Source organism: Roseivirga ehrenbergii (assembly GCF_001593005.1).
Classification (GTDB): Bacteria; Bacteroidota; Bacteroidia; order Cytophagales; family Cyclobacteriaceae; genus Roseivirga; species Roseivirga ehrenbergii.
In genome coordinates this window covers 134082-153632 of record NZ_LQZQ01000009.1, presented here as the reverse complement: position 1 = coordinate 153632, position 19551 = coordinate 134082, and the positions used below count along the sequence as shown (strand labels likewise).

Below are 19551 nucleotides of genomic sequence, written 5' to 3'. Positions count from 1 at the left end.
TCACTCTTGTGCTAATACTTTCGAAATTTCTGTTCTATATGCATTGAATGCTGGCAGAATTGAAGCCAAAACTCCAACACCAATACTAATTAATAACACGTAGAATTCACCTTTTACCAAAACCATTCCTGAAATACCAATGGCTTCAGATTTCTCATAAAGCCCGGTTAAGAATTCTACTAAACCATGACCGAGCACAAACCCCAATACACCACCAATTGTGGTAATTATAATGCCTTCAAAAATTACATGTACAAACAGCTTGCTTTTTGAAGCTCCCAACGATCGCATAATGGCCAAATCGTATTTTCGGTCTTTCAGGGCATTGTAAAGAGAAATAAAAATGCTCAATCCTGCAATTACGATGATTATATACGCAAAGCTCTTGATCATGTTTACACCAATTCCCATAAGTGAAAACAACCTCTGGGTTTCAAAAGCAGGAGACGCTGCTTGCATATTGGTGTCGCTGTTAATCATTCGGGGCATAACAACCGCCCCCATGGCCGACCTGAACTGAATTAGCATTGAGGTAATTTCAGCATCCGGGCCACCTTCTGGCAAACCTGTTTCATAAGCAGACCCCAACACTGGCTCGTGATCGTGATCAGCTTCTTCCTCACCCTCTTCGGCAGTATGTGCATGTACTTGCCAAATACTTTCAATATTGGTTAAAATAAGGTTATCCAGAGCCGAATTACTAGGTTCTAGAATTCCCACTACTTTATAGCTGGCCTCATCATGATCAAGATCGGTGTCGCTCAAGCCATGTGCTCCAAAAAACTCATCGCCAATTTTAAGCCCCAATTGCATGGCCACATTAGTGCCTATGGTGCATTCCAAATTATATTTCCACAAATCGCCAGACGCCAAACTTCCTTCATAAAGCTTTACGTAATCGTGGTTAGTACCTACTATTCTAAAGCCTTGGTAATTATCGCCCAAAGCCAGAGGAATTGCCGATTTCACCTGACGGTTTCGAGTTAATGCTTTCGCCTCATCTAATTTTATATTTCCAGTAGGAAAATCGATGTGGTACACATTCGCTAAAATCAGCTGTAGTGGACTTCCCTTTGCACCCACTACCAAATCGACTCCTCTTTTGTTCTTGGCTAGGTTTTCTTCCAACTGAGAATTGAGAATTAACAGCACCAAAATAATGGCAATTCCTAAACCCATGAGCAATACATTTAAGAATGTATTGAGGGGTTTATCTTTTATATACTTCCAACTAAGTAAAAACAGGTTCATTGCTCGTTCAGGTTTAGTTGTAAATCAAAAGCATCTTTTACACGCTGGTCGTGAGTAGCTATTATTAATGAAGCATTGTGGTTTTCGGCTTGTTCTTTCAGCAGCTGAATTACGCTATTGGCATTATCGTCATCTAAACTTGCGGTAGGTTCATCGGCCAAAAGCACACGTGGTTTGTTCAACAAAGCCCTAGCAATCGTCACTCTTTGTTGCTCGCCTTGGCTCAATTGCCTTACCTTAGAATTCAGTTTTTCACCCAAGTTCAAAGTATTTAATACTTCTTTGATGCGTCCCGTATCTTGAGGAATTCCAGAAAAATACTGCGCCAATAAAAGGTTATCTTTCACGGTGAGTGCCGAAATTAAATGCGCCTTCTGAAAAACTAGTCCAATGTTCTGACCTCGGTATTTGTCCATTTCAGTACCTGAAAGACTATACAAATCGGTGTCATCAATGAGCACTTTGCCCTGAACAGGTTTCAACAGTCCACCAAGAATGTGGAGCAAAGTGGTTTTCCCGCTTCCTGACTTGCCAAGAATCATCAGATGCTGCTTCTCTTTAATTTCCATATGGGAAATGGACAGAAGTCGCTTTTCTGAATAGCCGAAATTTAGATTTTCTATGGTTATCATATCCCTTTCAAAAATTCAAATGCTAAGTAACCAACTTGTTAATTAAAACGGTAACCGATGGTGGAGTTTTGGCCAAAATAACCATTATAGCGCTCCTTCGTTTCAATGAAAGTCATTCCTCTTTTGAATGTCTCGAATTTTTAAGAATAAATAATACCTTTACAGCTTACTCAAAATTGAAGATTTATATGTTGGATTTCTTTAAAAAGAAAAAAGACAAGGCACCAAAACAGAAGAAAGGTTTCTTTAGAGAACTCTTCAATGACGTGCTTTTCGCGTTAATAGCGGTCACTATTATCCGAGGTTTATTTATCGAAGCCTATGCGATTCCAACGGGATCCATGGAGAACTCCATGCTTATTGGCGATCACCTTTTTGTTAGCAAATTGCATTATGGCGCCCGAACGCCAAAAACACCTATAAAATTTCCTTTGGCCCATCAAGACTTTTGGGGATCTGGCATTCCATCCTACTGGGACGGAATTCAACTTCCGCAATACAGATTGCCGGGCTTTAGAAAAGTAAGAAGAGGTGAGCCAGTGGTTTTCAATTACCCACCAGACTTAAAATATCCAACTGATATTAAGACATTCTATGTAAAACGTTGTGTGGCCATCCCTGGTGATGTTTTAGAAGTAAGAGATCAACAAGTATACATCAATGGTGAACCAATGGAAAACCCTCCAAATATGCAAACCAGCTATTTTGTGGAAACCCAAAACGGAATTCATCCAAGGTATATGAGAGAATTGGGCATAACAGATTATACCGATGATAACCCGATGGACACTTATGCTACTACGGCTTCTCCAAATTATCAATACAACGGAAAATTGGGTTTCTATATGAACACTAGTCAGGAACAAGCCGATGAACTGGCTAAACTGAATTTCGTTACCAGTGTTGAGAAAGTAGTTTACAGAAAAGGTGAAGGCTACACTGCTTTCCCTGAATCACAACAATATTTAGGGGCCGAATATACTGCCTATAACCCAGTAACGGATTTTGGTTGGACAATCGACTCTTTTGGCCCCTTGACCATGCCTGAAAAAGGACAAACCATTCAGCTGACACCTGAGAATGTTGATTTATATAGAACTCCAATTGAGCATTACGAGGGAAATGATGATGTAGAAATCAGAGGAAGTGAAGTATTTATTGAAGGACAAAAAATTACAGAATACACCTTTAAGCAAGGATACTACTTTATGATGGGCGACAACCGCCATAACTCTGAGGATTCTCGTTCTTGGGGGTTTGTGCCTGCAGATCATATTGTAGGTAAACCATTATTCATTTTCTGGTCTGTGGATAGAACCAACCCTGAAGCTGGATTCTTCGAAAGCATTCGTTGGAATAGAATATTTGATTTAATAAAATAATGAGTAAAAGACTGATTTTCATACTGTTAATTTTAGGAGTTACTACCTCTGCCTTTGCTCAAGAAAAAAACATGTGGAAAACACTTTCCAATGTAACCGTTGAAAAGAGCTTTGATGAAATCCTGAGTATTGATGTAGAGCATTATAATTTTGCCAGCCAGGTAAAAGCCCTTAATGGAAAAGAAATTAGTCTTGAAGGCTGGATGATTCCTTTAGATGAACTGCGTGGCGAAAACTACTTTGTGTTGTCTTCTTTACCATTTGCCAATTGCTTTTTTTGCGGTGGTGCTGGCCCAGAAACCGTAGCCGAAGTGTTTAGTAAAAAGGAGGTAAAGTTTACGGAAAAGAAAGTTAAAGTAACAGGGATACTTACCCTAAATTCAGACGATCCTTTGCGCTTAATGTACATACTCAACGATGTTGAGGTGCAGGAAGTGAAAGACTAGATACACCACTTATAAGAACTTAATTGCATGCTTTCATTTCAATAGACATATTGAAAAATGAAAGCATTTTTTTCGATGGCCACTCTGGCCTTATTCCTCATTTCTTGTGAAACCAAACCCCAGTATGTACTTACTGAGTTTGACTACGCTCAAAAAAACGACACCAACGATAAAGAAATAACCCCTCAGGAAAAGCGCAGTTATACCCTTACAGACGAAGGCGTAACAGCCGATAATTTATTTGATGGTGCCCGAATGAACAATTTTACTTCGATTAGTAAAAATCATTATCAAGTAGAAATTAGTCCTGAAAACACCCCCATAAACCCAAGTGCTTGGTATGCATTTAGAATTTATTCTGAAGATGAAAAGACCGTTGACATCACACTCAAATATGGGTTTGGAAGACATCGTTACTGGCCAAAAACAAGTGCCGACCGAGAGAACTGGACTGCAATAGACAGTACAAAGTTTACTGTGGCTGAAGACCGCCAAAGCGCCACCATGACCGTAAACCTTAGCGCAGACACGCTCTACATTGCTGCTCAAGAAATTATCAACTCTACAGATATGTTGGAATGGACGCAGTCATTCTCGACTGCCAAAACTCAGCACGAGGTGATTGGAAAATCTAAACTTGGCCGTGACCTACTCAATATGGATATCACCAATGGTAACGCAGAAGGAAAAGATATTGTGGTGGTGCTCAGTAGGCAGCATCCCCCAGAAGTAACGGGCAACTTGGCTATGATGGCTTTTCTTGAAGAAATCGTGAACGATAGCGAGCTTAGCAATAAATTCTTAGACCAATACCGATTAATCGTTTATCCGATGCTTAACCCCGATGGTGTAGATTTAGGGCATTGGAGGCATAACACAGGCGGAGTAGATTTAAACCGCGATTGGGCCTTTTATAGACAGCCAGAAATAGAACAAGTCTGTTCCGACATTGTTGAAAAGGTAAATGCTTCTGGTGGTGACGTAAAACTTGGGCTCGATTTCCATTCTACTTTTTCCGATGTTTATTACACTTATCACGACACGGTTGAATCTGTAATTCAAGGTTTTTCGAAAGATTGGATTGAAAGCATCTTTGAACGTGTACCTCAAGACCAAGGCAGAATAAGCCCAGCAGCAGTGGGTTCAGCCGTTTCCAAAAACTGGTTTTATAGCCAGTTTAAAGCCGAAGGCATTACCTACGAAATTGGTGATGACACCCCTAGAGATTTGATCAAAGAGAAAGGCAAAGTAAGCGCCCAAGAAATGATGAAACTGCTTTTGGAGGAATATAATGGTGAGGGTCAAAAGTAATCAAGGATATAACTAACTGGTGCTTGCCTGTGGCGAGCACCTATCTTCTTATGCGCTTGCAGCGCATTGCTTCTATTGGGAAAGGCCATTATGAACTAGTGTGAGAGTTAAAAGTAGCTGGTTTTTCATTCATAGCTGAAATCCTTCACCTAGCCCCCACCAATTATCTTCATTGCCCAACTCTAATGTTTTCGGTTGAGGAGGACAGCGGTTACCGATAGTTTTGAAAATTCATCAGACAGACTCTTTCGGAACAGCCCCCAAAAGGCACATTCCTCAGAGTAACGGTCCATTTTGACGTCATTCTGAGAGAGAATTTTTCTCGATAGAGAAATACTCGACCGAAAGAATCCGTCTGTTATTGACTACAACCAACCCATTAGCACATAGGTCAAGGTATTGCCATTTTCTAGCAATTCATATCTGAAATCACTACCTTGTATAAAAAGGTACTAGTTAACACAACATATTTGATAGTCATTACGTTGTTCTCCAACAACCTAAAACCGGACGGTCAAATAGTCCAAAGGTCAACAACTCAAACAACATGCAACAACTCAAAGAATTTTTCTGGTTCTGTGCGGGGGTCAACCGCTCATTATTGAACCGATGCCCCACCGATGCTTCAAAATACACTGGGATAGGCGCTGCCGTTTTTTTCACTGGTGTTTTAGCCGCACTTTCTGGCGGTTATGCCTTTCATACCGTTTTTGAAAATGTTTGGTGGGCACTGGCCTTTGGCTTACTCTGGGGTACCATCATTTTCAATCTCGACCGCTTTATCGTTTCTACCATGCGGAAAAATAAGAAGGGTTTTGGGCGTGAATTTTTAACTGCTTCTCCCAGAATATTATTAGCCATTATGCTGGCCATTGTGATTTCGAAACCTCTTGAACTCCGAATTTTCTCAAAAGAAATTGATCGAAAACTGATTACACTCGAAGAGGAAATTTATCAGAAAGAGATTATTGATTTGGAGCGAAGGTACACCGCACAACTGGCGACAATCGATGGGCAAATTAGCAGTCTCAAAACTGAAATAGTCGCCAAAACGGAAAAGCGTGATGAGCTAGCCAAAGCGGCTCAGCAAGAAGCCGATGGCACGGGTGGCTCGGGAAAAAGAAATGCTGGCCCTATCTATCAAATCAAAAAAGCAGATGCCGATCAAGCGCAAAAAGAACTTGCTGAATTACAAGCCCTAAACTTACCCCTTATAGCGGATAAACAACAAGAATGGAATGCCCTTTTCGAGGCCAAGCAAACTGAAATTGCCAACCTAAAACGTAACCCGTGGAATGGCATGGCCGCTCAATTACAAGCCTTAAGAATTTTGGGGGAAGAAAATACAGCCATTCATTTTGCCAATATTTTCATTATGCTGCTTTTCATTTTATTGGAGTGTACCCCCATTGTAGCCAAGCTCATTTCTGGTCGTGGACCTTATGACGAAATGCTGGAAATTAGAGAACACTTCTACAAAAACCATAACATAGAAAAGCTAGCAGAAATGGATCATAATACCTATGAAAAGGTAAAGGGGTATTCTACGTTTTCAGGAAATTAGGAATATATTAAAACAAAAAAGCCATCCGTTTTCCAACAGATGGCCTCTCATATTTCTAAGGGTAAGCTTTAAAGACTTTTCTCTTCGCTATTTAAAATAATAACCCCCGTGGCTTCAAAGGCCAATTCGTTTTTATCTTCTGTAATGGCCGCAATTTCTTCTACACTTTTACCAGCATCTTCAGCATAATGCTTTAGAGTTGCCACATCAGTCATTGATCTTTTCACCTTACCTTCAATTATAGCTCTATTTCCTTCCATTCCTTCTTTAGGAACAAAGAATGCATAATCTTTAAAAGTAACCCTCATTTCTTCACCAGAAGGAAGAACAAGGTTCATCCAGCAACCTTTCATTGCGCAAGTGGCGGTAATTTCACCTTCCACTTTTACCATAATAGAATCACTTTCATTCAACTGATTCATCATGTCCTCTACAGAGATAATGTTTTCATTGTTGATTTTTTCTCCGTAATACCCCACTACGGTAGATTCGTCCCATTTAACTTCTTCTTTTTTGCCTGCGCAAGAAAAAACGAAAAGGGCGATAAGTAATAGTGTGCTAATTTTCTTCATGACATCGTTATTTAATGCAAAAATAGCAACAGATTAGTTAAGGAACAACGCTCTTAAGGCTTTGATGGAACCAGCAGTTCCCTTACATCTACATCCAACACTTCAGCTATTTTGTATAAGACATGTAAACTTGGCTGAGTCTTATTGTTTACGTAGTTGGTGGTTACTACATAACTTTTTTCGATTTTTTCGGATAGCCATGCCTGAGTACGGCCTTGCTCCCGAAGAACGGCTTTTATCTTATTCATTTGATTGAGGTTTTTAGAATTCAGAGAATTCTAGTCGCAATTTGCTAACTGTTAACGTCAATTGCACAATACTTTTATATAAATCTTACTAAAAATTAGAATTCGAGGTTCGAATTATGGCTGAAACAACACCATTACCCTTTTTGAGCATGTCAAAGTCGTTATTCAACAATTTGGGCCATGGCATAAATTTCAAAACAAAAATGACAATCGGTATAACTGCTTCTTTCCTTGAGATTTACAACTCCAGAAACCAGTTAACCCTCTCTACCCTTAAAAGGAACCTGATAACCTACCGTATTGCGCTTATGTTTGTTATTTTTGCCTTTCATTAATCACTATGTCAAAAGGGATTCAGCTATTTGTTGGTGTTATTATGATTTCTCTATTCGCTTTAGAGATTCCTACTCGTGCTTTTCGCTTATATGAAAAGGGAGACACTGAAAAGGCTATTGAAGTACTGAACAAGTCTTTAGAGAAGGACAGCCTGAATCCCGCAGGCAATTTTTTGTACTCAAAAATTTTTATCGATAGCCTATTTAAAAACTATAGCATCGATTCTGCCTATCATTTTGTGAATAAGGCCATTTCTAATTTCAAACAAATTAAAGACCCCAAAGATTTAGGCAACTTAAAAGAGCTCGGCATTGACTCAGTTGCTTTGCAAAAGCAAAAAGATAAAATTGATAAGCTGAAGTTTGAGGTTATTAAAGCCAAACACGCTATTTCAGATTACAATTGGTTTATTAATAAACATGCTGATGCCGACCAAATACCTGAGGCGATTCAACTGAGAAATCATATTGCTTTTGAAGATGCTTCTGCCATTAATACTTGGCAGAGTTATTTGACCTTTATGACGAAATACCCAAGAGCAGAAGATTTTGAAAAGGCAAAGCCTCTCTACGAAAAACTGCTCTTTGAAGAAAAAACAGCTGACGGTAAATTGGAAAGTCTGATAAGTTTTTTAGAAGAGTACCCTGAAACGCCATATCACGAATCGGTAGAAAAGGACATTTACGAAATTGTTACAGCCACCAACTCCATAGAAGATTATACCGATTTTTTAAAAAAATATCCTAACGAAAAACTTACAAGGAAAAGCGTTCCGAGGCTTTATCAGCTTTTTAAAGCGCAATACCCCGATCAAGACTTTTTTAAATACTTTAAGTTTCAGACCGCCAAAGACTCGATAAAAAAAGTCGCATCATTAGAAACTGGCTATTGGCTTCCTAAAATTGAGGATGGCAAAATCAACTTCATAAACAGCAAAGCCGAAACCACACTTAAAACAGGTTTCGATAAAGTAGACACTAACTGTCTATGCTCGCCTCAGTTGGCTGATTTTGTCGTGGGTGAAAAAAGTGGTAAGCAGCAAATCGTTGCACGAAACGGAACCGTGATTTATGAAGGGGACTTCGATAATGCTTCCGATGTCGGTTTTGGCTATATCCAAATAGAAAGTGAATCAGGCTTTATGCTTGTTCATAAATCGGGCGAGCTAATTATTGACCAGCCCATGTCGTCCATTGCTATTTTGAATTCACATTTTATCAGAACAGAACAAAATGGCTTTTATGGCTTAACCACCATTAATAAAAAGCCTCTGCTAAGCCATCAGTTTATAGATATCGATACCATTGGAAATTTCATTTGGCTTCAAAAAGAGGAAGGAATTGCACTGGCAAAAGCAGAGACGCTATTTCCAGCCGCCAATGGCAACAAAGTGAACCTAGACTTTATGTATGAAGAAGTTGAGCTTCTTGATGATGGAAACTTTTGGGTGGTTAAAAATGGGCAAGAGGCTATTTTTGATACTCAACTCAACACTTTAATTCCCTTGGGCACTTATAAAATATACCCTAAAACTTACGGTTGGCAACTAAAGTCTGCCAAAGGAATTCAACTATTACATAACAAGTATTTATCCTTAAAAGACCTCCACTACGAAAAAGTAGTTGAAAGTGAGCGTTGGCTTGGAGTGAAAAAAGATGGCAAATGGACTTTGCTAGATCAGGCCGGAAAATTTCAACCAAAATATAATTACGACTCATTAGGGCTTTGGGGCGAAAACATAGTTATGCTGAAAAAAGAAGAGCAAACCACTGCTCTATTCTCCAACGGCAAACAACTTGATATTAAGAAAGGTTGGGAACCGAAGCTCCTGATACCTCAGAGTTATGTGAGTACAGGAGTAAAAGTAGAGTTCGACTTTTTAATGCTTACTGGCCCAAAAAAAGCGAGGAAGATTTACAATAGTTTTGGAAGAGAAATTCTTAGCATCACACTGGAAGATGCAGTGGCACTAGGGCCTAACTTAATCCGTCTACAGAAAACAAATGCGGCCCTTACCGACAGTACTGGCAACTATGTATTGAACTTTATTTATGATGGAATTGGCTCCAACACAAACGGTTATGTTAGCATTTTACATAAAGGAAAAGTAGGTGTAATCAATATTGAAAAGCAGATTAAAATCCCACCTTCTTACGATAAGCTTATTGAACCTTATTCCGACACAGTGATGGTGGCTACCAAAGGCAAGCTTAAAGGCTTTATTTCCACAAAAAACAGAGAATTAAGTGCTTTTGATTATGATGAAGTTAAATATTTTACCGACACCGTAGCCTTAGCAAGAATTGAAAACGAATGGTTTTTACATGACATCCGAGATGAGTCTTTACATTATGAGGGAATTCTGAATTATAAAATACTTGAAGAAAATTCTCAAGAGAAAAAATTATTGATTACCACAGAAAACGGAAAGGGAGTTTACAGTAATACGCGAGGCGAATTTATTGAAGCAACCTACGATGAAATAAAAGTATTAGGTACAGCGAATGATCCTATTTATTTTGCTGTGAAGATCGTAAGAGAAGCCAATATTTATGTGGTAATCTACTTCGACAAAAATGGTAATAAACTGTTTACACAGACTTTTAAACAGGATGAATATTTTAAAATAGCTTGCCCTATAAATTGAAAAAACTACAAATGAAGAAGTCTTCTTATTTAATTCTAATGCTTGCATTGCTAACGTCTATACAATTAAAGGCGCAAAACGTAAATGAAAAGCCTAAGCTAGTAGTCGGTATTGTTGTAGATCAAATGAAACAAGAATATTTGACCCGATTCTACGGAAATTTTGGCGAAGGCGGTTTTAAAAGATTTGTAGAAGAAGGGTTTATGGCCAGAAATGGGCATTACAATTATTCTTCAACAAATACTGGCCCTGGTCATGCATCAGTGTATACTGGCACAACCCCAGCAGTACACGGGATTGTAAATAACAGTTGGTATAGCAGAAGTTTAGGCAGAAGCGTTTACTGCGCAGAAGACACCACCGTAGTGGCAGTAGGAGGCTCGGCCAAAAGCGGACTTATTTCTCCAATGAATCTTTATTCTACTACAATTACAGACGAGCTTAAGCTATACACACAGAAACAAGGAAAAGTGATTGCAATGTCAATCAAAGATAGAGGTTCAGCCCTACCTGGTGGTCACTTGTCAGATGGTTCTTATTGGTACGATTCAAGTACTGGTGAATTCATGACTTCTACTTATTACATGAAAGAATTACCAAATTGGGTGAAATCATTCAACTCAGCTCAGCATGTAGACAAGTATTTAAACATGACATGGGATACTTTTTTGCCCATTGAGAATTATAATATAAGTGGCCCAGACAACTCTCAATATGAGTCGGGATTTAGAGGAAAAGACACCCCCACATTTCCTTATAACTTAAAAGAGTTAAGAAAGGACAATGGCAATTTCTCATTGATTTCAAGTACTCCGTTCGGAAATAGCCTATTAACCGAGTTTGCCATTTCTGCTGTTGATGCCGAAAACTTAGGGCAAGACAACACGCCTGACTTCTTAGCTGTGAGCTACTCTAGCACCGATTATATAGGCCATAACTTTGGCCCTCAATCTAAAGAGGTTCAAGACACTTATATCCGATTAGATCGTGAACTCGCCAAATTATTTGATGCGCTCGATCAAAAAGTAGGTAAAGGTAATTACAGTGTTTTCTTAACTGCTGACCATGCAGTGGCCGAAAACTCAATCCAAATGAAAGATGATGGCTTTAAAACTGACAACTTTAGTAACAGTAATGCGAGAAAAGCTGTTTCTGCCGCTTTGAGTGCAAAATATGGAGCAAAAGCCTGGATTGAATCTTTTTCTAACAACATCCATTTAAATCACAAATTGATCGAAGCTGAAGGTATTGACCTTTATGAAATGCAAAGCTTTGTTGCCGCTAAAATGATGGAGCAAGATGGTATTTACATTGCTCTCACTGCTCGTGATTTAGTGACCAACAACTACACCAAAAACATTAAGAACTTATTACAAAATGCGTATCACACTAAAGAATCAGGTGACGTATTGGTAGTAATGGATCCGGGATGGCAAACTGGAGGCAGTAAAGGTACAGGTCACGGAAATTCATGGACTTATGATACCCATGTACCTATTTTGTTTTACGGTTGGGGAATTAAGAAAGGAAATTCTGTTCGCGAAATTCACATTACTGATATTGCGCCTTCTGTAAGTATGTTATTGAATATGAGACTTCCGAATGGCGCCACGGGCACACCAATTATAGAAATGTTTAAATAAGAATTGCAAAACGCAGCTCTGAAAACACCCTTGAGAAGTGAATTTTCTCAAGGGTCTTTTTTTACCCCCATAAAAAGCCATATAATAAGTTATTGCATCTTATTAATTGTTGTTGGTCACGCTTTTTCTGCTTAAAACTTGTTCTACTCATGGAATTCATACTACTTTAGAGTATGAAGTTTCTTTTTTCTCTTCTCGTTCTGTTCAGTGGTGTTTTAAATGCAACTTCCTTTGAGCAAGACCCTGTCAATGAGATTCAGGTTGCATCTTTAAATTTGCTTTACGGTACTCCTGCCGATTTAGAAAATACCTGGAAAAAACGGAAATCAAGGGCGATTGCCAATCTTCAACAATACAAAGACGGGATCATCTGTTTACAAGAAGTAAACGAAACCCAAATCAAGGATATTTCTAAAGGCGTTTCTGGTTTAGATGTAGTTTACAGAACGCAAGGGCTCAAAAACGGAGACGGAAAAGCCAATGCGATTTTCTATAGCAAGAAAACTTGGAAGTTGATTGAAGAAGAAACTTTTTGGCTTTCAGACACTCCTACAAAACCAGAATCTAAAAGCTGGGGAAATACACTACCAAGAATTGCCACCGTTGTGGTATTAGAAAACAAAACAGACAAGAAGCGTATTCGGGTATTAAACACCCTGCTAGATCATAGGTCTGAATCATCTAGGTTGAACAGCATTGAAATGATTCTGTCAAAACTGGAAGACTATAAAGACCAATACCCAACCTTATTGGTTGGCGATTTCAATGTGCCTTCTGACGACATCGTTACTAAGCGAATTTTAGAAGAATATGCCGACACGTATACCGGAGGCCCATTCGAAGGCTGTACCTATCACAGTTTTCATGGTGGAAGGAACTGCCCCAGAATTGACTATATATTTTACAGAAAGTCTGATGGCTTTGAAATGACCACTTCAGGCATCGACCGTTTTGAAAGAAATCGATTGTACGTTTCAGATCATTACCTGATCCACGCTAAATTTACTTTGAAATAGACTTCTTTCTGTTGGTAATATAGACGCCAACAAAAATAGCCAGCATTCCTATTACCTGCCCTAAACCTAGGTCTTCACCATCCCAAAAACCCCAAATTAAAGCCACAATGGGAATAAGATACGTTACCGTACTTGTAAATAGTGGATTAGTGATTTGCACCAACTTATTAAAAAGAATAAGCGCTATTGCTGTGCCCATAACCCCCAGAAGAGAAATATAACCAAAGGCTTCCAACGCCCCTTCTTCAGTAGCCAAGGTCACCGAAAAATCTGTAAAAATGAGTAAATAAATTCCGGCTAAGGGACCCATAAACAATAAACTCACAGATGTAATTACCAGTGGTTTTAAATCCGCCAAATAATACTTTATTACATTTAGGTTTATGCCATAACAGATAGTAGCCAATACAATAAAGAGTGCGTAATAATTAATACCCCTGAGCCCACCAGTACTACCTGCCGCCAGTAGTACAGTAGTTCCTACAAAAGCCGTGATCAATCCAAATGTCTTCCTTTTTGTAATCTCTTGTTTGAAGAAAAGCACACCCATTATTAGAACGAAAATTGGCGTAAGGGCATTTAATACTCCCGTAACCCCGCTAGGCAATTGGGTTTGGCCAATTGCAAAGAGAAAGGCCGGAATGAAACTTCCTACCAAACCAATAATGAAGAGTAATTTAAGATGCTTGAACGACAGCTTTCCTACTTTTGGAATTGAGATTGGAATTAGAAACAGACAGGCAGCCAAAATGCGCAAAGCACCAACTTCGCCAGCGTTAAAAACCGCAAGTCCTCTTTTAATAAGGATAAAGGAGCTTCCCCAAATCAGGGCAAGCAAGATAAGTAGCGACCACGCTAAAACGTTCGTATTTTTCATTCAACCAAAGCATAAGCATCTTCGAACACGGTCGAAATCTCATCCAGAATATTAAACAACTCTTCTGGATTTTCAGATTCAACCAAGCGTGCTCTGTACGGCTTGAAGTTAGGTATTCCTCTGAAATAATTGGTGTAATGTCTTCGCATTTCAAAAATGCCTTGAAGCTCGTTTTTCCATTCCAGAGAAAACTGTAAATGTTTTTTGGCGGTGGCCACCCTAGTTTTCATATCTGGAACGGGCAAGTGCTCTCCTGTTTTAATAAAATGTTTCACCTCATTAAAAATCCAGGGATAACCAATGGCCGCTCGACCAATCATAATACCGTCAAGCTCATAGCGGTTTTTATAGTCCAATGCCTTTTCTGGCGAATCAATATCTCCGTTTCCAAAAATCGGAATATGAATATCAGGGTGATGTTTTACCTCAGCAATTTTTGTCCAATCCGCTTCGCCTTTGTACATCTGCGCACGGGTTCTACCATGAATAGTCAGGGCTTGAATTCCTACATCTTGCAGTCTTTTGGCTACTTCCAAAATTCTGATGGTGGAATCGTCCCAACCTAGTCGGGTTTTTACGGTAACCGGCAAACTTACCTGTTTCACAATTTCAGCAGTCATCTGCTGCATTTTGGGAATGTCGAGTAAAATACCAGCTCCAGCTCCTTTGCAAGCTACTTTCTTTACTGGGCAACCGTAATTGATGTCCACAATTTCGGGTTGAGCTGCTTCAGCAATAGAAGCCGCCTCGCGCATTGACTCAATTTTATCTCCAAAAATCTGAATCCCAATAGGGCGTTCGTAATCATAGATATCGAGCTTTTGCACACTTTTTTCCGCATTCCGAATTAATCCCTCAGAAGAAATAAATTCAGTAAACATCAGGTCTGCACCGTTTTCTTTGCATACAGCCCTAAATGGTGGATCACTAACATCCTCCATTGGCGCCAAAAGCAACGGAAATTCACCTAATTCTATGTTCCCAATTTTAACCATGCCCATTTCGAAAAATCGCGTAAATTTACGTCATTATGGCGAGAATCGACAACGGGATTAATATTTCCTTGAGAGGGGAAAGAGTAGATGTAATTAAGGAGTTCGAAAACGGAGAATTAAACACCGTAACCACTTATAACGAAAACACTCAAAAGACTTTTTGGGTAGTACTAGGGCTGTTATTTGCAGGTTTTTTCGTGGGTCAGTTTGCAGCCACAATAGCAGTAATAATTTTTGTATTAATCAATGGTGGAGGAACTGAGGTTTTATCAAACCCCGAAGCACTCTTTGAGCTAATAGGCCAATCACAATTATTAATTTCGCAATCACTTTATACCGTAGTATTTACTTTCTTGGTGCCTTGGTTTTATATGAAAAACCTAGCACGAAAACCAATGAATGTTGTTTTTGGCGAATCCAAAACTGAATCTTTTCCTCTAGCTCTAGCTGTTTTTGTTACCATCGCCTTTGTGTTTGTTAATGGTTACATTATTGAATGGAACGAAAATATTCAACTTCCAGAATTTATGGCTGGTTTTGAAAAACTTGCTCGCGAGATGGAAGACTCTTTAAAAGAAACCACGGAGATGTTTACCACCTTCGACAGCTTCGGTACATTCCTTTTGGCTTTTGTGGTAGTTGCTATACTACCAGGAATAGGCGAAGAGCTTCTTTTCAGGGGTTTATTGCAAAACTCACTGCACCGATGGTCTAAAAATGCACATGTCGCCATTTGGGTTTCGGCATTCTTATTTTCTGCTATACACATGCAGTTCTATGGCCTTTTCCCACGTATGATCCTTGGGGCGCTATTTGGTTACTTATATGTCTGGTCTGGAAATTTGTGGTACCCTATTGTAGCCCACATCGCAAATAATGGCTTCGCGCTTATTGTAGCTTACATGTATCAAACAGAAGTAACAGATATTAACCCTGACGAAACTGATTCATTACCCGGTTATGCGGGAATCGTTGCGCTGATAGTCGTTTCCTTTTTGCTGTTCGTATTCAGAAATTACTATCTTAAACCAAAATCATTTAGATGAGCAATTGGAACACAGTTTTCAAAACTAATATGCCGCACCAAGCCGAGATTGTGAAAGACGTGTTGATAGATAACAACATTGAAGCAGTGCTGCTTAACCAAAAGGATTCTTCCTATCATTTCGGAAATCTAGAAGTGAAAGTGGAACAATCTAATGTGATCAAAGCCTTAAAGATTATAGGCGACCTGAACTTTTAATCATGAGTAATCTCTTATTAAGGATTATCACTGGCATTTTCGGAGTTTCTCTGATAATAGCGGGTATAGTATTTAGTTCATGGACCTTTGCCTTGATTTTTTTATGCATCATGATTCTCACTCTTAGAGAGTTTTATGGTCTTATTGTCGCTTCGGGAAATACTCCTTTTAAAATATGGGGTTCATTTTTTAGCGTTTGCCTCTTTGTTTTAGTACACCTTTCCACTGCGGGAAAACTAGACACTAAATACTTATGGTTATTACCCTCCTTATTAGTGATCTGTTTTATGTTTGCCCTTTATCGTCAGAAAACGCATCAACCTATCATTTCATTAGGACTCACTTTATTTGGGGTAATATATATCGCTTTCCCTTTAAGCATGGCCAATTTGATTGTGTTTAAGAATGAGTCATACGAATATGCCTTAATTATAGGCGTGCTAATTGCCCAGTGGGCAAACGACTCCGGAGCCTATTTTGTAGGCAAAAGCATGGGGAGGACAAAACTATTTGAGAGTGTTTCTCCAAACAAAACATGGGAAGGAACCGTTGGTGGAGTACTGATTTCACTAGGAATTATCTATATATGGAGTTTATACTTTACCGACCTTACCACAATTGAATGGTTTGGGTTATCGATAATCGTGAGTGTTTTTGGTAGTTATGGTGATTTAATTGAGTCGCTATTTAAGCGCCATTTGGCCATTAAAGATTCTGGGAGCGTACTTCCAGGGCATGGCGGCTTTCTCGATAGATTTGATGGACTACTGTTCGCGCTTCCGTTCGTTACGCTATACTTGATGGTCATCACATAATATCTCAAATAAGCATCAAGTAATAGACCGTATTACTTTAAAATTTCCTTAATTTTGACCAAGTTTTTAAACAAAGATAGATTTCTCTATGGGTTACATTGAACCGGCTCCGATTAAGGACAAGGCTAATCCTTTCGAGTCAATGATGTCCAGATTCAACATTGCTGCTGAAGCACTCGGACTGGACGAGCAAGTATATAACGTGCTCAAATCTCCTTCAAAACAAGTCTCTGTGTCACTTCCAATCACTATGGATAATGGCTCTATTCGCGTTTTTGAGGGTCACAGGGTAATTCATTCGAATATCCTAGGACCATCAAAGGGTGGTGTTAGATATGCCATGGATGTACACATTGACGAAGTAAAAGCACTCGCTGCATGGATGACATGGAAGTGTGCTGTTGTAGACATCCCCTATGGTGGTGCCAAAGGCGGCATCAAATGTAATCCGAGAGAGATGTCTGCTGGTGAAATCGAAAGGTTAACCAGAGCATATACCAATGCTATGCTAGATGTTTTCGGTCCAGACCGAGACATTCCTGCACCAGACATGGGTACAGGACCAAGAGAAATGGCTTGGATGATGGATGAGTTCTCTAGGGCTCATGGTATGACTGTAAATGCCATGGTAACTGGAAAACCTTTAGTACTTGGGGGCTCTTTAGGTAGAACCGAAGCCACAGGACGTGGTGTAATGGTTTCTGCTTTGGCCGCTATGGAAAAACTAAATATCAATCCTTATCATGCTACCGTAGCTGTTCAAGGTTTTGGAAATGTAGGATCTCATGCAGCTTTACTTCTTGAAGAAAGAGGAGCTTCTGTTATTGCGATTAGTGATATTTCTGGCGCATACTACAACGAAAAAGGAATTAACATCAAAGCTGCTGTGGCTTATCGCGATAGCAATAATGGCACATTGGAAGGCTTCAAAGGCGCTGAACTAATGGACGATGCTTCTGATTTGTTAGTGCTAAAAGTGGATGTTCTTGTTCCAGCTGCTGTAGAGGATGTAATCCATTCAGGTAACGTTGATAGAGTACAGGCAAAACTTATTGTTGAAGGTGCTAACGGACCAACTTCCGCCCAAGCAGATAAAATTATCAACGAAAAAGGTATTATGGTTGCTCCAGACATTCTTGCGAACGCTGGTGGTGTAACTGTATCATACTTTGAATGGGTACAAAACCGTTTAGGCTATAAGTGGACGCGCGAAAGAGTAAACAGAAGGTCTGACAGGATCATGAAAGATGCTTTCGACAAAGTATATGAAACATCGCTTAAATATAATGTACCAATGCGTATTGCGGCTTACATTGTAGCGATTGATAAAGTTGCTTCTACCTATAAATATAGAGGTGGTTTCTAACCAGAAAATTAGTTAATGAATATTCATAAAGAAGGAAGAGCACTGCTAGCAGTGCTCTTTTCCATATTACTAGGTTTAAATTTAGGCTTGTTCTTTTTGCTGAACATCCCTAGCCCTTGGATCGGAATTATTGGTGCCGTCAGCTTAATTCTGTTCCTGTTTTTCCTTCAATTCTTTCGTAACCCATCTCGAAAAATTGAAATCAATGAAAAGCAAATTCTAGCTCCTGCTGATGGAAAAGTGGTGGTAATTGAAAAAACTACCGAAGACGAATACTTTAAAGGAAAGGAAAGAATTCAAGTTTCTATATTTATGTCACCTATCAATGTGCACGTAAACAGAAACCCTGTTACTGGCCTTATAAAGTACTTCAGATACCACGAAGGCAAGTATTTAGTGGCTTGGCATCCAAAATCAAGCACAGAAAACGAAAGAACTACACTTGTTTATGAAATCCATAAAGGAGTAGAAATTCTAATCCGTCAGATTGCTGGTGCAGCTGCCCGTAGAATTAAGTGCTACGTAAAAGAAAATCAGTCTGTGATTCAAGGCAAGGAATTCGGCTTTATCAAGTTTGGGTCAAGAGTCGATCTTTTCTTACCGTTAGATGCAGTGGTAAAAGTAGAGATTGGACAAGTAACCCAAGGCGGACAAACCTTAATTGCAGAGTTGGCTTAAATTAAGTCTTCAATTATCCGCATTAACTTCTCTAAATGTACTTGATCTACCTCATCAAAATCGTTGAGCTGGTCTGAGTCCACATCAAGAATTAAGTTGACTTCCCCGTTTTTCATGGCTGGTAATACGATTTCCGATTTGGAAGCCGAACTACAAGCAATGTGACCGGGGAATTCATCTACATTCGGAACAAGAATGGTTTGAGCCTTTTCCCAACTGGTTCCGCAAACTCCTTTTCCTTTACGAATACGAGTGCAAGCAATTGGCCCTTGGAAAGGCCCTAATACCAATTCCTCTCCTTTTACCAAGTAGAAACCTACCCAAAAGAAGCCCATTCCATACTTTAGAGCCGAAGCAATATTGGCCAAATTGGCTGTTTGGTCTGGTTCGCCAGTAACCAAGGCTTCAATTTGCGGAATAAGCGATTCGTATTTTTCTGCTTTGCTTAAATCGTTCGAGATGATAAGTTCTTCGGCCATAATTTTAATTCTGAATTGCGAATTTAAAAGAGAATTGTGTGAATGTTGGT

Annotated in this window: 19 protein-coding genes; 12 read left to right on the top strand and 7 right to left on the bottom strand. The window is 39.3% G+C overall.

From position 1 onward, the window contains the following. Together MB14_RS08125 and MB14_RS08120 are read right to left on the bottom strand one after the other, a co-directional pair. Complete coding sequence (locus tag MB14_RS08125; protein WP_062591079.1) at positions 1-1251, bottom strand: ABC transporter permease; 1251 nt, start codon at positions 1249-1251, stop codon at positions 1-3. Then, a complete protein-coding gene (locus MB14_RS08120; RefSeq protein WP_062591078.1) occupies positions 1248-1883 on the bottom strand; it encodes an ABC transporter ATP-binding protein in 636 nt (211 codons plus the stop codon). The genes MB14_RS08125 and MB14_RS08120 overlap by 4 nt, the downstream gene beginning before the upstream one ends. Positions 1884-1918: 35 nt before the next feature. Here MB14_RS08120 and lepB point away from each other — a divergent pair, with 35 nt between their 5' ends. The 4 genes from lepB (at position 1919) to MB14_RS08100 (ending at position 6586) form a co-directional block, all read left to right on the top strand. Continuing rightward, positions 1919-3265 (top strand): signal peptidase I, encoded by a 1347-nt coding sequence (lepB, locus tag MB14_RS08115; protein ID WP_246032598.1) that lies wholly within the window; start codon positions 1919-1921, stop codon positions 3263-3265. Next, positions 3265-3711: a hypothetical protein gene (locus MB14_RS08110; protein WP_062591077.1), complete on the top strand. Its 447-nt coding sequence runs from the start codon at positions 3265-3267 to the stop codon at positions 3709-3711. The genes lepB and MB14_RS08110 overlap by 1 nt, the downstream gene beginning before the upstream one ends. A 57-nt stretch (positions 3712-3768) precedes the next feature. Further along, the gene (locus MB14_RS08105) at positions 3769-5022 is read left to right on the top strand and encodes a M14 family metallopeptidase (protein ID WP_062591076.1); all 1254 of its coding nucleotides are present in this window, start codon (positions 3769-3771) and stop codon (positions 5020-5022) included. A 547-nt stretch (positions 5023-5569) separates the two neighbouring features. Next, complete coding sequence (locus MB14_RS08100) at positions 5570-6586, top strand: DUF4407 domain-containing protein (protein WP_084376005.1); 1017 nt, start codon at positions 5570-5572, stop codon at positions 6584-6586. A gap of 68 nt (positions 6587-6654) precedes the next feature. Here MB14_RS08100 and MB14_RS08095 read toward each other — a convergent pair whose 3' ends face one another. Both MB14_RS08095 and MB14_RS08090 read right to left on the bottom strand, forming a co-directional pair. Next, complete coding sequence (locus MB14_RS08095; protein WP_062591074.1) at positions 6655-7158, bottom strand: DUF4920 domain-containing protein; 504 nt, start codon at positions 7156-7158, stop codon at positions 6655-6657. Positions 7159-7211: 53 nt separating this feature from the next. Beyond that, positions 7212-7406 (bottom strand): helix-turn-helix transcriptional regulator, encoded by a 195-nt coding sequence (locus MB14_RS08090; protein WP_062591073.1) that lies wholly within the window; start codon positions 7404-7406, stop codon positions 7212-7214. A gap of 340 nt (positions 7407-7746) precedes the next feature. Here MB14_RS08090 and MB14_RS08080 point away from each other — a divergent pair, with 340 nt between their 5' ends. From MB14_RS08080 to MB14_RS08070, 3 genes are all read left to right on the top strand, one after another. Beyond that, positions 7747-10389 carry a tetratricopeptide repeat protein gene (locus tag MB14_RS08080; protein ID WP_062591071.1) on the top strand — a complete coding sequence of 881 codons (2643 nt, stop codon included), beginning with the start codon at positions 7747-7749 and terminating at the stop codon, positions 10387-10389. Positions 10390-10400: 11 nt separating this feature from the next. Beyond that, positions 10401-12032, top strand: a complete 1632-nt coding sequence (gene pafA / locus MB14_RS08075) for an alkaline phosphatase PafA (RefSeq protein ID WP_062591070.1) — start codon at positions 10401-10403, stop codon at positions 12030-12032. A 173-nt stretch (positions 12033-12205) separates the two neighbouring features. After that, a complete protein-coding gene (locus MB14_RS08070; RefSeq protein WP_062591069.1) occupies positions 12206-13048 on the top strand; it encodes an endonuclease/exonuclease/phosphatase family protein in 843 nt (280 codons plus the stop codon). Here MB14_RS08070 and MB14_RS08065 read toward each other — a convergent pair. Together MB14_RS08065 and dusB are read right to left on the bottom strand one after the other, a co-directional pair. Next, positions 13035-13925, bottom strand: a complete 891-nt coding sequence (locus MB14_RS08065) for a DMT family transporter (RefSeq protein ID WP_062591068.1) — start codon at positions 13923-13925, stop codon at positions 13035-13037. The genes MB14_RS08070 and MB14_RS08065 overlap by 14 nt on opposite strands. Then, a complete protein-coding gene (gene dusB / locus MB14_RS08060; RefSeq protein WP_062591104.1) occupies positions 13922-14920 on the bottom strand; it encodes a tRNA dihydrouridine synthase DusB in 999 nt (332 codons plus the stop codon). The genes MB14_RS08065 and dusB overlap by 4 nt, the downstream gene beginning before the upstream one ends. Positions 14921-14955: 35 nt before the next feature. On the opposite strand from dusB, the gene MB14_RS08055 reads away from it, so the two are divergent. From MB14_RS08055 to MB14_RS08035, 5 genes are all read left to right on the top strand, one after another. Beyond that, positions 14956-15966: a CPBP family intramembrane glutamic endopeptidase gene (locus MB14_RS08055; RefSeq protein WP_062591067.1), complete on the top strand. Its 1011-nt coding sequence runs from the start codon at positions 14956-14958 to the stop codon at positions 15964-15966. After that, positions 15963-16163: a putative signal transducing protein gene (locus tag MB14_RS08050; RefSeq protein ID WP_053222136.1), complete on the top strand. Its 201-nt coding sequence runs from the start codon at positions 15963-15965 to the stop codon at positions 16161-16163. The genes MB14_RS08055 and MB14_RS08050 overlap by 4 nt, the downstream gene beginning before the upstream one ends. Before the next feature lie 2 nt (positions 16164-16165). Further along, complete coding sequence (locus MB14_RS08045) at positions 16166-16978, top strand: phosphatidate cytidylyltransferase (protein ID WP_062591066.1); 813 nt, start codon at positions 16166-16168, stop codon at positions 16976-16978. Positions 16979-17066: 88 nt separating this feature from the next. After that, the gene (locus tag MB14_RS08040) at positions 17067-18344 is read left to right on the top strand and encodes a Glu/Leu/Phe/Val family dehydrogenase (RefSeq protein WP_062591065.1); all 1278 of its coding nucleotides are present in this window, start codon (positions 17067-17069) and stop codon (positions 18342-18344) included. A gap of 15 nt (positions 18345-18359) precedes the next feature. Further along, on the top strand, positions 18360-19022 hold the full coding sequence (locus MB14_RS08035; RefSeq protein WP_062591064.1) for a phosphatidylserine decarboxylase family protein: 663 nt from the start codon (positions 18360-18362) through the stop codon (positions 19020-19022). On the opposite strand, the gene msrC is transcribed toward MB14_RS08035, so the two are convergent. Beyond that, on the bottom strand, positions 19019-19501 hold the full coding sequence (gene msrC, locus MB14_RS08030) for a free L-methionine (R)-S-oxide reductase MsrC (protein ID WP_062591063.1): 483 nt from the start codon (positions 19499-19501) through the stop codon (positions 19019-19021). The genes MB14_RS08035 and msrC overlap by 4 nt on opposite strands. Between the last annotated feature and the right edge of the window lie 50 nt (positions 19502-19551).

Coding starts and splice junctions, on each gene's coding strand:
- pafA (WP_062591070.1), top strand. CDS start 10,401: ATGAAGAAGTCTTCTTATTTAATTCTAATGCTTGCATTGCTAACGTCT.
- MB14_RS08080 (WP_062591071.1), top strand. CDS start 7,747: ATGTCAAAAGGGATTCAGCTATTTGTTGGTGTTATTATGATTTCTCTA.
- MB14_RS08040 (WP_062591065.1), top strand. CDS start 17,067: ATGGGTTACATTGAACCGGCTCCGATTAAGGACAAGGCTAATCCTTTC.
- MB14_RS08125 (WP_062591079.1), bottom strand. CDS start 1,251: ATGAACCTGTTTTTACTTAGTTGGAAGTATATAAAAGATAAACCCCTC.
- MB14_RS08055 (WP_062591067.1), top strand. CDS start 14,956: ATGGCGAGAATCGACAACGGGATTAATATTTCCTTGAGAGGGGAAAGA.
- MB14_RS08050 (WP_053222136.1), top strand. CDS start 15,963: ATGAGCAATTGGAACACAGTTTTCAAAACTAATATGCCGCACCAAGCC.
- MB14_RS08120 (WP_062591078.1), bottom strand. CDS start 1,883: ATGATAACCATAGAAAATCTAAATTTCGGCTATTCAGAAAAGCGACTT.
- dusB (WP_062591104.1), bottom strand. CDS start 14,920: ATGGTTAAAATTGGGAACATAGAATTAGGTGAATTTCCGTTGCTTTTG.
- MB14_RS08100 (WP_084376005.1), top strand. CDS start 5,570: ATGCAACAACTCAAAGAATTTTTCTGGTTCTGTGCGGGGGTCAACCGC.
- MB14_RS08070 (WP_062591069.1), top strand. CDS start 12,206: ATGAAGTTTCTTTTTTCTCTTCTCGTTCTGTTCAGTGGTGTTTTAAAT.
- MB14_RS08090 (WP_062591073.1), bottom strand. CDS start 7,406: ATGAATAAGATAAAAGCCGTTCTTCGGGAGCAAGGCCGTACTCAGGCA.
- MB14_RS08065 (WP_062591068.1), bottom strand. CDS start 13,925: ATGAAAAATACGAACGTTTTAGCGTGGTCGCTACTTATCTTGCTTGCC.
- MB14_RS08110 (WP_062591077.1), top strand. CDS start 3,265: ATGAGTAAAAGACTGATTTTCATACTGTTAATTTTAGGAGTTACTACC.
- MB14_RS08035 (WP_062591064.1), top strand. CDS start 18,360: ATGAATATTCATAAAGAAGGAAGAGCACTGCTAGCAGTGCTCTTTTCC.
- MB14_RS08045 (WP_062591066.1), top strand. CDS start 16,166: ATGAGTAATCTCTTATTAAGGATTATCACTGGCATTTTCGGAGTTTCT.
- MB14_RS08105 (WP_062591076.1), top strand. CDS start 3,769: ATGAAAGCATTTTTTTCGATGGCCACTCTGGCCTTATTCCTCATTTCT.
- msrC (WP_062591063.1), bottom strand. CDS start 19,501: ATGGCCGAAGAACTTATCATCTCGAACGATTTAAGCAAAGCAGAAAAA.
- MB14_RS08095 (WP_062591074.1), bottom strand. CDS start 7,158: ATGAAGAAAATTAGCACACTATTACTTATCGCCCTTTTCGTTTTTTCT.